15 protein-coding genes and 1 tRNA gene are annotated in these 14128 nt (G+C 71.3%); 5 read left to right on the top strand and 11 right to left on the bottom strand.

Annotation, left to right across the window (positions count from 1 at the left end; all coding sequences use genetic code 11):
* Positions 1 to 74: 74 nt before the first annotated feature.
* Positions 75 to 1055 (bottom strand): hypothetical protein, encoded by a 981-nt coding sequence (locus ACERZO_RS34800; RefSeq protein WP_372669989.1) that lies wholly within the window; start codon positions 1053 to 1055, stop codon positions 75 to 77.
* 369 nt (positions 1056 to 1424) lie between these two features.
* On the opposite strand from ACERZO_RS34800, the gene ACERZO_RS34795 reads away from it, so the two are divergent.
* Positions 1425 to 3620, top strand: a complete 2196-nt coding sequence (locus ACERZO_RS34795; protein ID WP_372669987.1) for an NB-ARC domain-containing protein — start codon at positions 1425 to 1427, stop codon at positions 3618 to 3620.
* Positions 3621 to 3770: 150 nt separating this feature from the next.
* Positions 3771 to 3929 (top strand): hypothetical protein, encoded by a 159-nt coding sequence (locus tag ACERZO_RS34790; protein ID WP_372669985.1) that lies wholly within the window; start codon positions 3771 to 3773, stop codon positions 3927 to 3929.
* 2 nt (positions 3930 to 3931) lie between these two features.
* Here ACERZO_RS34790 and ACERZO_RS34785 read toward each other — a convergent pair whose 3' ends face one another.
* The 6 genes from ACERZO_RS34785 to ACERZO_RS34760 form a co-directional block, all read right to left on the bottom strand.
* A complete protein-coding gene (locus ACERZO_RS34785) occupies positions 3932 to 4549 on the bottom strand; it encodes a TetR/AcrR family transcriptional regulator (RefSeq protein ID WP_372669983.1) in 618 nt (205 codons plus the stop codon).
* A 14-nt stretch (positions 4550 to 4563) separates the two neighbouring features.
* On the bottom strand, positions 4564 to 5967 hold the full coding sequence (locus ACERZO_RS34780; protein ID WP_372669981.1) for an MFS transporter: 1404 nt from the start codon (positions 5965 to 5967) through the stop codon (positions 4564 to 4566).
* 103 nt (positions 5968 to 6070) lie between these two features.
* Entirely contained in the window at positions 6071 to 6934 is an 864-nt protein-coding gene (locus ACERZO_RS34775; RefSeq protein WP_372669979.1) for an alpha/beta fold hydrolase, read from the bottom strand.
* Positions 6935 to 7206: 272 nt separating this feature from the next.
* Positions 7207 to 7851 carry a response regulator gene (locus ACERZO_RS34770; RefSeq protein WP_372669977.1) on the bottom strand — a complete coding sequence of 215 codons (645 nt, stop codon included), beginning with the start codon at positions 7849 to 7851 and terminating at the stop codon, positions 7207 to 7209.
* Positions 7848 to 9014, bottom strand: coding sequence for a sensor histidine kinase (locus tag ACERZO_RS34765; protein WP_372669975.1), 1167 nt, complete (start codon positions 9012 to 9014; stop codon positions 7848 to 7850). Before ACERZO_RS34765 ends, ACERZO_RS34770 begins: the two co-directional genes overlap by 4 nt.
* Positions 9011 to 9832 carry a CPBP family intramembrane glutamic endopeptidase gene (locus ACERZO_RS34760; RefSeq protein WP_372669973.1) on the bottom strand — a complete coding sequence of 274 codons (822 nt, stop codon included), beginning with the start codon at positions 9830 to 9832 and terminating at the stop codon, positions 9011 to 9013. The genes ACERZO_RS34765 and ACERZO_RS34760 overlap by 4 nt, the downstream gene beginning before the upstream one ends.
* A 139-nt stretch (positions 9833 to 9971) precedes the next feature.
* On the opposite strand from ACERZO_RS34760, the gene ACERZO_RS34755 reads away from it, so the two are divergent.
* A complete protein-coding gene (locus tag ACERZO_RS34755; RefSeq protein WP_372669971.1) occupies positions 9972 to 11123 on the top strand; it encodes a pentapeptide repeat-containing protein in 1152 nt (383 codons plus the stop codon).
* A gap of 52 nt (positions 11124 to 11175) precedes the next feature.
* Here the strand turns inward: ACERZO_RS34755 and ACERZO_RS34750 are convergent, their stop codons facing one another.
* Together ACERZO_RS34750 and ACERZO_RS34745 are read right to left on the bottom strand one after the other, a co-directional pair.
* Entirely contained in the window at positions 11176 to 11868 is a 693-nt protein-coding gene (locus ACERZO_RS34750; RefSeq protein WP_372669969.1) for a hypothetical protein, read from the bottom strand.
* Between the two features lie 58 nt (positions 11869 to 11926).
* On the bottom strand, positions 11927 to 12631 hold the full coding sequence (locus tag ACERZO_RS34745; RefSeq protein WP_372669967.1) for a hypothetical protein: 705 nt from the start codon (positions 12629 to 12631) through the stop codon (positions 11927 to 11929).
* A 296-nt stretch (positions 12632 to 12927) separates the two neighbouring features.
* On the opposite strand from ACERZO_RS34745, the gene ACERZO_RS34740 reads away from it, so the two are divergent.
* Complete coding sequence (locus ACERZO_RS34740) at positions 12928 to 13269, top strand: hypothetical protein (RefSeq protein WP_372669965.1); 342 nt, start codon at positions 12928 to 12930, stop codon at positions 13267 to 13269.
* A 155-nt stretch (positions 13270 to 13424) separates the two neighbouring features.
* Positions 13425 to 13622: a hypothetical protein gene (locus ACERZO_RS34735; RefSeq protein WP_372669963.1), complete on the top strand. Its 198-nt coding sequence runs from the start codon at positions 13425 to 13427 to the stop codon at positions 13620 to 13622.
* A gap of 29 nt (positions 13623 to 13651) precedes the next feature.
* Here ACERZO_RS34735 and ACERZO_RS34730 read toward each other — a convergent pair whose 3' ends face one another.
* Positions 13652 to 14050 carry a DUF1883 domain-containing protein gene (locus ACERZO_RS34730; protein WP_372669961.1) on the bottom strand — a complete coding sequence of 133 codons (399 nt, stop codon included), beginning with the start codon at positions 14048 to 14050 and terminating at the stop codon, positions 13652 to 13654.
* A tRNA-Thr gene (locus tag ACERZO_RS34725) sits at positions 14042 to 14114 on the bottom strand. Before ACERZO_RS34725 ends, ACERZO_RS34730 begins: the two co-directional genes overlap by 9 nt.
* Positions 14115 to 14128: the final 14 nt, after the last annotated feature.

The following is a 14128-nucleotide window of genomic DNA, read 5'->3' as shown; positions in this document are numbered from 1 at the left end:
TCCGGTGCGGCTTTCGCCTGCCGGATACGGCATTCTGGAAGAAGACGCGCACGGCGAGGAGGAGCATGACGCGGTCAGCCGGCCGGCTGCCAGCCCACCCCGTAGGACCTCGCGGGCTGCAGGCCGTGGAACTGGGTGTGCACCTCGCCCGCGCTGTCGAGGAACAGGGGTTTGCGGGCGGGCACCGGGTCGCCCGCGTCCTTGGAGAGGTCGCCGTCGATGCGCCAGATCCGCTGCGGCGGCTCGTTCCGGTCGAACCGGACGTTGAGGTCGAAGCTGTCGCACGGGAACTCCGGCGTGCAGCAGTAGAACGGCGCGGGCAGCGCTTCCAGCCGGATGCGGAAGAAGAACTCGTGCTGGTCACCGGCGTCCAGCGGCCGCGGCGGCCGCAGCCGGAACGCCACCCGCGTCGACGACACCAGCCGCTCGGAATGCACCTCACCGCCCGCGACGACGTCGATGCCGAGCCGGGAGAGGTCCAGCGGCGTGGTCGCGCTGGCGGGCCGTGCGAGGGAGATGCCGTGCTCGATCTCCTCGAGCCCGGCGACGTGACTGACGATCCGCCGGGTCTCGAAGACCTCGGCCGCGGCCCCGGTGAAGGTCAGCCGGACCGCCAGCGCCGACGTGTGCCACGGGTCCCGGCTGTTCGGCGGCACCCCGCCGAACGCCGCCGGCGACCGGTACGCGGTCTCGGCGATCAGGTAGAGGACGTCGTCGGCCCGGCGTTGCATCGTGCGGACGTTGCGGTCGGCGCCGCTACCGAGCAGCTCGAGGCGCGCGGTGTAGCGCTCGTTCGCGCCGGTGCCGAAGCCGAGCACGATCCGCGCCGTTTCCCGCTGGGCCGCGGGCAGCTTTTCGATCAAGGACAGAAGCGTCGCGACCACTTTCGCGCGAACCGTTCCCGGCGGGTCGTCCTCGCCGACACCGCACACCTCACGCAGCGCTTCGCCGACGTCCGCCGGCAGGTTCTTCGCTTGGACACCCAGGCCTTTGCGAAGCAGTTTCAGCTCCGTTGAGAGAGCGTTGATCTTCGCTTCGGCCGCCTCCTGAGCCAAGCCGCACCTCCGTCTTGGTCGCTGCGGGGAAGTGTACTCATGGTGCTCCGCCGTGCCCGCGCCGTCACCCGTTTCCGGCCGGTTTCCGGAACCGGGAAACAGCGCAGGTCGATCCGGTAGCCGCGGTTTCCTCTTGACCGGCAACGGGAAACGCCTGTCCCGCGCCGGATTCACCGGGTGATGCTTGTTCCGCCGAAACCGTTCGGCGGAACAAGGAATCCGATCCGGAAAGGGGAAAGCGATGCACACGCACTTCGTCATCGTGCTGAGCCAGCTGGTCTCCCTGCTGGGCTGACCAGGAACCGGCCGGCGGGCCCGGGCCGCCGGTCACACCTTCCCCCCGTTCGCCGAATACAGGATGATTGACCGATGCCGGACTTTGGAGCGGAATTGAAGCGTCGACGTACGTCGGTCGGCATGTCACTGACCGGACTCGCGGCGGCCGTGCATTTCACCAAGGGCTACCTGAGCAAGGTGGAGAACGGCAAGACCCGGGTGAACCGGGAACTGGCCAAGGCGTGCGACCAAGCGCTCGGCGCGGGCGGCGAACTGCTCGCCCTCGTCACGGAGCCGGCGTCGTCCGCGCGGCGCAGTGCCGGCGGCATCGCCGGCTTGCCGGACGCGGGCCGCTACTTCGTCGGCCGGGAAACGGAACTCGACGCGCTTTCCGCACTGCTGCTCGACCCGGACGACGCCCGGGTCGGCGTGGTGCACGGAATGGCGGGCGCGGGCAAGACGGCACTGGCCGTCGCCGCGGCCCGGCGGGTCGAGCGGTCCTTCCCGGACGGCTGCCTGTTCTTCGACCTCCGGGGGCACACCCCCGGCGCGGCCGAGCTGTCCGCCGGCGAGGCGCTGGGCCGGTTGCTGCGGCTGCTGGACGTCTCGGCCGACCAGCTGCCCGCCGACGAGGACGGCCTGGCCAACCTGGTCCGCGACCAGCTGCGCGGCCGGCGGATGATGCTGGTGCTGGACAACGTGCGGTCCGCCGAGCAGATCCGCGCGATCGTCCCGGGTGAGACGTCGTCCCGGATCCTGGTGACCAGCCGCGGCCGGCTCCCCGCGCTCGACGACGCCTGGCACTTCCCGGTCGACGTGCTGCCGCTCGCCGACGCCGTGAGCTTGCTGCGCTCGGTCGCGGGTTCGCACGCACCGGACGACGAGGGCGTCGCGACCGAGATCGTCCGCCACTGCGGGCAGCTCCCGCTGGCCGTGCGCATCGTCGCCGCCCGGTTCGTCGCGGGCGGCTGGACGGCGACCCGGCTGCGCGACCGGCTCGCCGACGAAACAACCCGCCTCGGCACGCTGGACGACGGCGAGCGCAGCGTCGCGACGGCGTTCGCGGTGTCGTACGAGTCCCTGCCCGGCGATCAACGGCGGCTGCTCGGCTTGCTCGCTCTGCATCCCGCGACGGCGGCGGAGATCGCGGCGGTCGAAGCGCTGGCGGGCCTCGGGCCCGGCGAAGCGGACCGGCTGGTCGATCGGCTGCACGACGCCCACCTGGTCGTCCGCGACGAGCGCGGGTACGTCGAGCTCCACGACCTGATGCGGATGTTCGCGTCGACGCACGCGCTGCCGGGTGTCGAGCCGGAGGACCGCGCGTCGGCCATGGGCCGGCTCGTCGACCACGCGCTCATGACGACGCTGGCAGCCGACGAGCTGGCGGAGCCGTACCGCTTCCGCCCGGCCACCGGCCTCCCGTTGGCGTCAGGTGCCCCGTTCACCGACGCGGACGGCGCGCTCGCCTGGCTGGCCGCGCAGTGGCCGACGCTGGTGGAGATCGTCGATTCCGCGTTCCGGCACGGACTCCACGACCGCTGCTGGCAGCTCGCGTTCGTGCTCCGCGCGTACTTCTTCCGCGAGAAGCTGTTCGACCCGTGGATCCGCACGCACGAGCGAGCCCTCGAGGCAACGCGCGCGATCGACGACGCGAGCGCGACCGGCATGATCCTCAACAACCTGGGCATGGCCCACGTGGAGTCGGGACGCGTCGACGAGGCAGTTCGCTTCCACGAGCGGGCGCAGGAGTGTTTCGCGCGGGCTCGCGACGACCGCGGCGCGATAGACGCGTTGTCGAGCCTGGCGTGGGCGCGGCTGTATCGAGGTGAAGCGGAAGCGACGTTGACCGATTTGACGACGGTGCTGGCCGTTTACCGCCGGACCGGGCGGACGCGCAACGTCGTCATTGCGTTGCGGGGTATCGCGCTCGCTTCGACGGTGCTGGAGCGGTTCGAATCCGCGCTGTCGAGTGCGCAGGAGGCGGTTCAGCTGGCTCAGCTGCCGGTGGATCGGGTGATGTCGGTGAATTGCGAGGCGTGGGTGCGGTTCCGCGCGGGTCAGTGGGCGGAGGCGGAGAGCTGTTACCGGCGGGCGGCCGAGTTGGCGGACGACGCGGGGAGCGAGTACGAGAAGGCCCGCGCGTTGACGGGGTTGGGCAACACGGCGGCGGGCCGCGGCGACCGCGAGGCGGCGGCCCGCTGGTGGACGGAGGCGGCCGCGTACCGGGTGACGTTGGATCCGCGGGTGCTCGGCGAGGCGGAGTACCGCGATCGGGCGGCGGTCGGCTGAGGTTTCCCCGCCCAAACCGTTTCCGGCAACGGAAACGCCTTGTCCCCCACCCCCGCGAAAGCGCACCATCTATACAGTTCCGAATTTCCGCGGCCACCCCGCGGAATCGCCGAAATCCCCGTTGATCCGGGAAATCCCGAGGAGCGAGTCATGATGGTCGTCTGTTCGTTTTCCGCCCTCTTCCGCGCCGCGCTGTTCCTCGTCGCGGTGGCACTCGTCGCCGGCGTGTCGCTCGCCGGGCCTAGTGCCCCCTCCAGCACGCCCGGCCAGGGGCCTGCCGTCGCCACCTCCGAACCCGTCGAGCACTGACCTCAGGTGGCCGACAGGTGCTCGACCAGTTTCGCCAGCTGGTCGGCGTACCGCTCCACGAACTCCGGGGAGTCCGGCGCCGTCCGCGTCAGCCCCTCGGCCACGTGCGGCAGGGTCACCGGGGCCATTGCCGCCGCCATCAGCAGGACCGTCAGGCACTCCGGGTCGACCCATTCCGGCAGGCGGCCCTCGGCCTTCATCGCCGCGATCAGCTCCACCGTCCCGGCCAGGCGCTGCGTTCTCGGCGCGTGGTCGGGATCCGTCTCGGCGCCCTCGTACTCCAGGCCCGACCACGCCACCAGCCGCATCCCGTCGCGGCTCGACAGTGCGTGCCGCCGCACCTGTTCGGCCAACGGCGTGTCCGGCGCGACCAGCTCCCGTTGCTGCTCGGTCCACTGCTCCGACAACGCCCGGTACAGGCCCTCTTTTCCGTCGAAGTAGTACGAAATCAGCTGCTGGTTCACCCCCGCGCGGCCCGCGATCGACGCGATCCGCGCGCCCGCGTAGCCCTTCGCCGCGAACTCCGCGCCCGCCGCATCCAGGATCAGCCGGCGGGTGCGTTCCGGATCCCGTTGCCGCTCCTGGGGTTTCGGCGAACGGCGAGGCTTCGAAGCGGTCACGCCGCGACTATACGTCAACCAGTCATTTGACTCTGCGGAACAGAAGGGTGACGAGCGGGCAGCACCGCCGTCAGCGCGAGCGCCAGCACCAGCACGCCCGCGCTGACCGCGAGCGCGCCGGCTGTCGCCGACGCGTACCCGTCGCCGAGCCGGGTGAAGAACACCGTGCCGAACACCGCGATCCCGGTCGCCGTGCCGAGCTGGACGGTGGTGTTCACGACGCCGGACGCCGCGCCCGCCTGGTCCGGCCGAAGCTCCGCCATCGCCGACGCGAACAGCGCGTTCAGCACCGCGCCCATCCCCAGCCCGACGCCGATCACCGGCCCCAGCAACGCCCACCCGCTCAGCGCCGCGCCCTGCGACAGCACCAGCACGGCGACCGCGACCAGGCTCGCCAGCAACACCGCGACGGCACCCGCCGCGAACGACCGCCCGAGCGACGGCGCGAGCCGCATGCCGAGGACGTTGCCCGCGACGATGCCGAGCGTCGACGGCGCGAACGTCACCGCCGCTTCCCACGGCGAGAACCCGAGCCCCAGCTGCAGGTGCAGCGTCAGGACGAAGAACACGCCGACCCCGGTGTTGACGCAGAACAGGACCGCCTGCCCGCTCGCCAGCCGCCGCACCAGGTTCGGCGGCACCAGCGGTTCGCCGCCGCGCCGCGCCTGAACCCGTTGGTACAGCACGAAAACACCGAACAGCGGGACGGCCGCCACCAGCAGCGCGACCGACCACGCCGGCCAGCCCAGTTCGCGGCCCTGCACCAGCGGGTAGAACACCGCGAACAGCGCGGCGGTCAGCAGCGCGAGGCCGCCGAGGTCCAGGCGGTGCCGGAGGAACCCGGGCCGGCTCGGCATCGTCGCCACGGCGCCGGCGAGCGCGAGCACACCGATGGGCACGTTGACGAGGAAGATCGCCCGCCAGCCGGTGCCGAAGAGGTCGGCCTGGGTCAGCGCGCCACCGAGCAGCGGACCGGCGAGCCCGCCGACCGGGAACGCGCCCGCGTACCAGGCCATCGCCTTCGGCCGCTCGCGCTCGTCGAACTCCGCGTAGACGAACGAAAGCACCTGCGGCACCATCAGCCCCGACCCGACGCCCTGCACCACGCGCGCGGCGATCAGCACGCCGACGTGCCCGGCGAGGCCGGCGGCCAGCGACGCCGCGGTGAACACGAGCATGCCCGCCACGAACAGCTTCTTCGTGCCGTGCCGGTCGCCGAGGCGGCCGCCGGTGATCAGCGTCAGCGCGAACCCGAGCGCGTAGCCGGCCGAAATCCACTGCAGCGCGGCCCCTCCGGTGCCGAGCTCCCGCTGGACGGTCGGCAGCGCCACCGCCACGATCTGGTTGTCGATCATGTCCACCAGGACGGCCAGTACCGCGACCGCCAGTGCCCACCACCTGAGCGCGTGCTTCCCCACGACGTCCCCCTTGCTCCACGAGCGAACTCGACGCAGCAAGCATCAACCAGCTGACCGACTCTGTCAACCAGTTGTTTGATTCAGTTCGTCAACGGGGTGACTATCAGCTCTCAAGCACCTCCCGCAGCTTCCGGGCGAACGCCTCGGGCTGGCCGGCGTAGCCGAACTCGCCGCCGAGGAAACCGCCGTGGTGGCTGGGGAAGACCGTCGCCTCCTGGCCGAGGCGGGCGGCGGTCCCGATGGCGGCGCGCCCGGTCATGACGTCGATGGACTCCTCGCCGACGGCGATCACGATCCGCGTCGGCGCCGCTTTCAGGGCGTCGACGTCGAGCTGGTAGGCGGAGACGGCCAGCGAGCGGTCGCTCATCAGCGGATCGTCGCGGCGGCCGTCGTCTTCGGTGGGCATGCCGAACTCGGCCGGGTCCGGCGCGGGCTGGGCGAAGTAGTCGTCGGTGAACTCGCCCTTCCACGAGGTCATGGCGATGAAGGCCGCCATGCCGGCGCCGAAGCCGCGCGCCTGGTAGGCGTCCCGGAAGGCCTTACCGGCTCGTTCGGCCGCGTCGGCGTCGGGCAGCACCCCGACGATCGGCGGCTCGTGCGCGACGAGCGTGCGGACGTCTTCCGGGTGAGCGATGACGAGCGCGAGCGCGGCGACGGCGCCCCCGCTGCTCCCGAACACCTCGACGGCGCCGACGCCGAGCGCCTGGATGACGCCGTGGATGTCACCCGCCTGGATGGCGGGGTCGTGGTCTTCCCGGCCGTCCTTGCGGACGCTGCGCCCGAGCCCGCGCGGGTCGTAGGTGACGACGGTCCGGTCGGGGAACAAGGACGCCAGCGTGCTGAACCCGGTGGCGTCCATGGGTTGCCCGACCATGAGCAGCGGTGGCCGGGGACTGTCGGCGGGCGCGGGGCCGTGGACGTCGTAGACGATGTCGGCCTCGGGTGTTTCCAGTGTGTGCGTGGTCATGGTGCCTCCCCAATCCGGACGTTGGGGGGAGCGTAAACCGGGGCACCGACAGTTTCGGGTGGTCGCGCGCCGTGGTGTCGATCCACGTGGGCGGGGCGTATGAGACCCCACTGGTTGCCGAACCGCGCGCGTGGCGCGCCAACGCGCCTGGGCGCACTCGCGTCCACCGCGACAATGGCGACGAAGACGAGCGCAGAAAAAAGCTCAAGAAAAAGAATTGCGTTCCCGCACGAGAATCATCATCACCCACCCGGCCGAACGGCGTCAACGCATTAACTGACCAGCCCGGTCCGGTACGCGTACACCACGGCCTGCACCCGGTCCCGCAGGTCCAGCTTGGTCAGGATCCGCGACACGTACGTCTTGACGGTCTCCTGGCTGATCACCAAAGCGGCAGCGATCTCACTGTTGGACAACCCGTCCGCGATCAACCGCAGCACTTCCAATTCCCGCGGCGCCAACGCGACCTCCGCGGACGAAGCCGGCCGGATGCGCGCCGCGTACTTCCCCACCAGCCGGCGCGTCACCTCCGGGTCCAGCAGCGCCGCGCCGGTCGCGACCGTGCGGATCCCGTGCAGCAACTGCGCCGGCGGGGCGTCCTTCAGCAGGAACCCGCTGGCGCCCGCGCGCAACGCCTCGTACACGTACTCGTCGAGGTTGAACGTCGTCACCACCAGCACCTTCACCGGCTGCGCGACGCCCGCGCCGGCCAGCAGGCGGGTCGCCTCGATGCCGTCCAGGACCGGCATGCGGACGTCCATCACCACGACGTCGGGCTGCAACGAGCCGGCGAGTTCGACCGCCGTGCGGCCGTCGCCGCATTCGCCGACCACCTCGAGGTCGGTCTGGGCGTCGATGATCGTCGCGAAGCCCGTGCGGATCAGCGCCTGGTCGTCGCAGACCAGCACCCTGATCACGACGCCCTCCCCGCGGGAATCCTTGCCTTCACGACGAATCCGCTCTCGCCGCGCTCCGCGGTGAACTCCCCGCCGAGCACGTCGACGCGTTCGCGCAGCCCCGCCAGGCCCCGCCCGCTCCCGCGCAACACCACCGGGCCCGCGGGGGCGCCCCCGTTTTCCACGCTACCGGAAGGCACCGACAGTTTCGGCGCCCCGGAAGTCACCTCGACGACGATCTCGCGAGCCCCGTGCTCCACGCGGACGTCGGTGCGGCTGCCGTGCGCGTGCTTGAGCGCGTTCGTCAACGCCTCCTGGACCACGCGGTACGCCACCGCCTCCGCACTCCCCGCCGCCGCGGGCGTGCCGACCTCGGTGAACTCCACCGGCTGCCCGGCCCGCCGCGTCTGCTCGATCAGCGTCTCCAACGAGCCGGACGTGCGCAGCTCGCTGCCGTAATCGGGGTTGAGCAGGTCCAGCAGGTGCCGCAGGTCCGTGATCGCCAGCCGCCCGGTGTCGGTGATCGCGGTCAGCGCCTGGTCGAGCCGCTCCGGCGCCGCCGTCAGGTAGCGCGCCGCCTCCGTCTGGACGACCATCGCCGTCACGTGGTGGGTCACGACGTCGTGCAGCTCGCGGGCGATGCGGGTGCGTTCGGCGGCGCGGGTCGTCTCGGCGACGTGGCGGCGGCGCTCCGCCTCGGCCGCGCGCGACTGCCGCAGCCACACCCCGATGCCCCACGCGAGGGCGAGCGCGAAGTAGAACGTCACGAACCCGGTCCAGCCCTCGGTCGACCTGCGCGAAGCGAGAGCGACGGCGAGCGCCGCGTACGCCGCCGAGCCGACGGCCACGGTCGTCCATCGGTACCGCTCCAGGTAGGCTGCCGCGCTCAGCAGCGCGACTGGCAGCGCGGAGCCGGAAAGCGTGTGGTAGCCCCAAAGCTGGTCGACGGCGAAGCCGGCCGAGACGAGCGCGAGGCAGCCGGCCGGCCACCGCCGCCGCAGGGCCAGCGGCAGGCACTCGACGGCGACCACCACGAGTGCGAAGGCGTCCATCGGCCGCGTCGGCAGGTTGCCGACCTGGGTTCCGTAACCGCCGAGGGCCGGGATCAGCGCCAGGCCGGCGAGGAGCAGGCCGAACGCGAGATCCCGGACCGTGACGTCGAGCCGCCGCCAGAGGTCGATCACGCGACGACAGTAGCGGTCGCGTCAGTGCGTCCGCGGAGCGGAACGATGTGGCCGCGACGGCGGGCGAGCACCATGAAGACGGCCGTCGTGACGACGCCGGCAAGCACCGAGTAAAGGCTCGCCTCGGGCCCGAACTCCCCGCCGGTGAGCGCGGCCGGGCCGGACGTGACGGCGTGGAGCAGCCCTTCGGGAGCGTCGGTGCCCGAGACCCCGGTGCCGAAGATCCCGCCCTCGGCGAAGTTCCACGCGAAGTGCAGCCCGATCGGCAGCCAGAGGGTCCGGGTGGCGGCGTAGGCGGCGGCGAGCATGCCCCCGGCCTCGACGGCGATGGCGACGGCGCCCCAGAACGTGGCGTGGGCGTTGAAGAGGTGCGAGAGGCCGAAGAGCACTCCGGTGAGCGTCAGCGCGAGCCAGGTGCCGATCCACCGTTCGACGAACCGGAAGAGGATGCCGCGGAAGAGGAGCTCTTCCGTGACGGCGGCGGCCGCGCTGAACCCGAACAGCGCGAGGGCCCCGCCGACGGAACCCCACCCGAGCACGTCGTAGCCGCCGACGAGGGCGATGTTCCCGATGACGCAGGCGAACAGCCCGAACCCGATGACCACCCCGCGCCCGAGAGCCGCGTTGTTCTTGGTGATTTCGGCCGGCACGCGGTCTTCGGTCCTGCGGACGATCCACCGGTAGGCGAGCACGGCGAGAGCGGCGCTGCCGAGCCCGAGGACGAGGGTGAGCGGGGTGTTCCACTGCACCGCGCCGACGGCGAGACTGCCGGCGAAGGCAACGGCGGCAACGGTGACGAGCTGCAAGAACAGGCGCACGACGACTCCTTGGCGAGAACCCGCGGCAGGGGCGCCGCGGCCGAGGGAAACGCTAGGGATTTCGGGCGCGCGGAACGTCACCGTGGAGTGGACAGTTGCGAGTAGCTCGCACGGGGGACAAATTCGCGAAGATAGCCGCATGGACGACGACGTGACGCCCGGCAAGGTGCTGTCGAACCGCGTGATCGCCTGGTGCGCGGCCGGGCTGGTGGTGGTCGCGGCCGGGATCGGGTGGCCGCTGCTCGCGGTGTACGGCCTCGGGTTGGAGGCGATCCGGACCGTCGGCACGATCGTGCTCGGCGCGGGCGGCGCCGTGGGCCTGCTGCTGGCCGCGCGCAGACAGCAGACCGCCGAACAGGATCTCGTCGAGAAACGCCGCGATCTCGCGCACAAGGAGCTCGTCCAGCGGCACACCGAAGCCGACGCCGCGGAGCGCCGGATCACCGAGCTGTACGCGAAGGCCGTCGAGCAGCTCGGTTCGGACAAAGCCGCGGTCCGGCTGGGCGGCCTGTACGCCCTGGAACGGCTCGCGCAGAACACGCAGGCGCAGCGGCACACGGTGATCGACGTGCTGTGCGCCTACCTGCGGATGCCGTTCGAAGCCGAGCACGAGCAGGAAAAGCACGTGCGGATCGCCGCTCAGCGCATCCTCGCTCGGCACCTGCGCCCGGGGACGGGCTCCGACGCCTTCTGGCCGGACGTCGACCTGGATCTCCGCGGCGCGACGCTCTTCGAATTCCAGTTCCGACGCTGCCGGGTCCGCTCCGCCCAGTTCGCCGGCGCGAAGTTCGACGGCGACGCCGACCTGGGCGGCACGGCGTTTCTCGAACGAGCCGACTTCGACCGCACGACGTTCACCGGCCGGGCCCGGTTCAGCGACGCGACCTTCGTCAAGGGCGTTCGGTTCCGCACGGCGGAGCTCCGGGGCAAGGCCCGCTTCCGGGGCACGAACTTCCACGAGGAGGCCCGGTTCACCGGCACCCGGTTCCTCGACAGCGCCTGGCTCGGCGAGGCCACCTTCCGCACCGACGTCTGGTTCACCCAGACCCACTTCGAGCAGGACGTCCGCTTCGACGGCGCGGTGTTCCGCGGTGGCGCCCGCTTCCACGACGCGACGTTCGCGTGGCCGGCCGAGCGACGGCAGAAGATGTTCCGGCACGTGTGGATCCGCCCGTCGAGCCGCTCTCAGTGGCCACCGGGCTGGACACCGGTCGCCGCGACGGACCGGCCGGCGCCGGATCCCGACGGCGTCTGGCGGCAACTGCGGTACGAGGAGCCGGCGCAGCTTTGACACACGTCAGGGCCGGAAGCGCGTGCGCTTCCGGCCCCGAAACGTGGGTGAACTACTTGCCGAGCAGCTTGGTCGCCGACTCGATGGCGCCCGGGCCGTGCTGGGTCACCGGGGCCGTGACCGCGCCCGTGTTGTAGCGGCCGCCCTGGTTCAGCGGGGTGCTCCCGGCCAGCTTGGTCAGCCCGGCGAGCGACGTCAGGTCGGACGCCCCACCGAGCGCCTGCGTCGGGAGGAGTCCGTTGGCGCTCGGCAGCAGCGCGCCCAGCAGCGGGAGGCCCGCCGCCGGCGCGTCCGCGCGCGGGCTGTCGGACGTGCTCAGACCGGTGACCCGGGTGCCCGCGGTGGGGTTGAGCGGCTGGGTCGTGACGGTCCCGTGCAGCGGCAGCCCGCCGTCGATCGGCGTGGTCGTCCGGTCGGACTCCGTGTCGGCCGTCGCCGTCAGCGGCAGCGCGATCGGCAGCTCGGTGGCCGCCAGCTCGCTGCCCAGCGGCGCGTTGAGGTCGTGCTCGGGCAGGTCGCCGGTGACCTCGGTGCTCGGCGTCACTTCCTGCTGGAGCAGGTGCAGGGGCACCGTGTGCAGCACCGCTGCGGGCGCGGGGGCCTCGGCGGCCGGGGCGGGACGCTGCTGGCTCGCCGCGGGCAGCTCCGCGTCGGTGACGGACGCGGACGCGACACCGGCGCCCACCATCAGCAGGCCGCCGCTGACCAGTGCGATCTGCAGGGTTCGCTTCGTCTGAATGCGCATGACAAATACTCCTTCAAAAAAACAATGGGGGAAGAACGGCCGGAAGTTCGGACGCGCGTCAGTCCGGCGTGACGCCGGGCTGGATTTCCGCTGACGCCACGGCCCGGCGCAGCACGCCGTACCCGTGGTGCGACGGCTGCGGACGAACCGCTGCCGATTCCTGGATCGCGTCACCGAAATTGCGGTCGTGGCCGGCCGTGAAACCGGCGACGGCCGGCCCCACGCAGGACAGCAGCCACGATCGGCCGCCGTCACCGTGCTCGGACCGGGTGTGCGGCTGGCTCACGACCCCCGCGCGAACCGGGACCACCGAGGAGAAGGCGGCGGACCGTTCGCGCGGGCCGCTGCTCGCCGTCGCGCGCGTCGAGCCGGACGCCTCCGCGACACCGGGACCGGCGGCCGGCTTTTCGAGGTGGTCGCGCGGGCCCGCGGCCGGTGCACCCGGCTCCGCAACGGCAGTGCGCCCGACCGAGACGACGGTGGCCGGCACCGAAGCCACCACACCGGTCGCGAACCGGGCCGTGTGCGCGGCTGCTCCAGACAGCTCGCGCACCCGGGCGACCGCCGGCGCCGCGGCGCCGCGCGCCTGCCGCACCACGGGGATCGAATCCAGCGCGGGCGGCTGCACGACAGCGATCGGCGCATCCGTGACCTCGGTGACGGTGCTGGCCGACGCGGTGGCCGTCAGCCACGCGATCGCGCAGGCCGCGGCAGCGCCGCCGAGCACGACGAGCGCACGCCCGAGGATCCGACCGGCATTCACCGTGTCGCCTCCCTGCCGCGTCCCGCTCGTCACGATCTCACCCGTTCACCGACTCGTCCGCCAATGGCGATCAATCGGGCACACCATAACCACACGCCATTCACCACTTCCGCATTACCCCCGATAAGGCACGGCGCCGACCAGCGCAAACTCACCCGATCCAGCTACAAGGTCATGGAATTTCGCCGCTTTTCCGGAACACGATCGAGGGGTCCACGCATGAATCGCGACCGCGGCGTGCACCCTCCGCACCGACAACGCTTTCCCCGTTCCATTCCCAACCGAGGAGATGCTCCATGATCAAGAAGATCGGCCTGATCACCGCCGCCCTCGCCGCCGGCGCGTTCCTCACCGGCGGGATCGCCGCCGCCGACACCCCCGGCTACGACGGCGACGAGTTCGGCGAGGCCGGTTTGGTCAACCTGCACAACACCGACGTCCTGCACAACCTCAACGTGACGCCGGGTGTCTGCGGCAACAACGTCAACGTCCTCGGCGTCCAGGTCCCGATCCAGGACTCGCTCAACGGCATCGGCGTGCCGATCCTGTCGCCGGGCGAACACGAGGCGAGCGGCGAGAACCCGGGCAACTGCGCGGCGGGCGAGATCACCGACGGCGGCACCAGCCAGGGCGACTGACCGGATGCTGGGGGCGGGCACCGAGGGCGGCCCGCCCCCAGTGGGTGTCACCCGAGACGGTGCCATCGGCCGCGAATCCGTTCCCCGCACCGTTTCCGGGGCACTCCCCGGCGGCACGACCAACCGGAAACCGGCTCTAGGACAGGAGAATCGCCATGCGACGCATCACTGCCACGATCGGTGCCTTGGCTCTGACGACCGGAGTCCTCCTCGGAGCGACCGGAACGGCTTCGGCCCAGGCGGAACCCACGCCGGGGGTACGTTGCGTGGGCAGTTCGCTCGCGATGTGGGCCACCAACGCCCTCTGCGTGGTCGACCGCCAGTACCCCCTGCTCATCATCCCGGGCTCCTGAACCCCGACGACCGCCGGACGGGCCGCTGATCACGTGACGATGGTGATCTCGGCCCGGAACCGGCTCGCCTTCAGGCCCTCGGTGTCCACGGCGACGTACCAGTGCCCGTCGAGCGGGACGGTGATGTCGAATGGACGTTGCGTAGCCACGCCACCGACCATCCGGTAAGCAATTCTCTTCTTGTACGCCTCGATGTTCGATTCCGTCATCAGCCGCACATTGGCCATGACGTCGAGTTCGACTCGCACGACGGTCGCCCTGCTGAGCCAGCCGAGGTCGAAGACTTCCGCACCGGCCATCGCGACCCCCGGGGAGACGAATTCTCTCCTCCGCTCGGCCTTTTTCAACCGGAGGCTGGCAAATACGCTGCACGCCTCACCGAAGTCGACCGGGCTGATCGCGGTGTTACACCTCTTCTGAGCCGCCAAGGGGGCTCGAACCCCTGACCTTCTGTTTACAAGACAGATGCTCTACCAGCTGAGCTATAGCGGCCTGGTACCCAAGGC

The sequence above is a fragment of the Amycolatopsis kentuckyensis genome, from assembly GCF_041679295.1.
In the GTDB taxonomy this organism is placed as follows: domain Bacteria; phylum Actinomycetota; class Actinomycetes; order Mycobacteriales; family Pseudonocardiaceae; genus Amycolatopsis; species Amycolatopsis kentuckyensis_A.
This window is presented reverse-complemented; position numbering and strand designations above follow the sequence as displayed.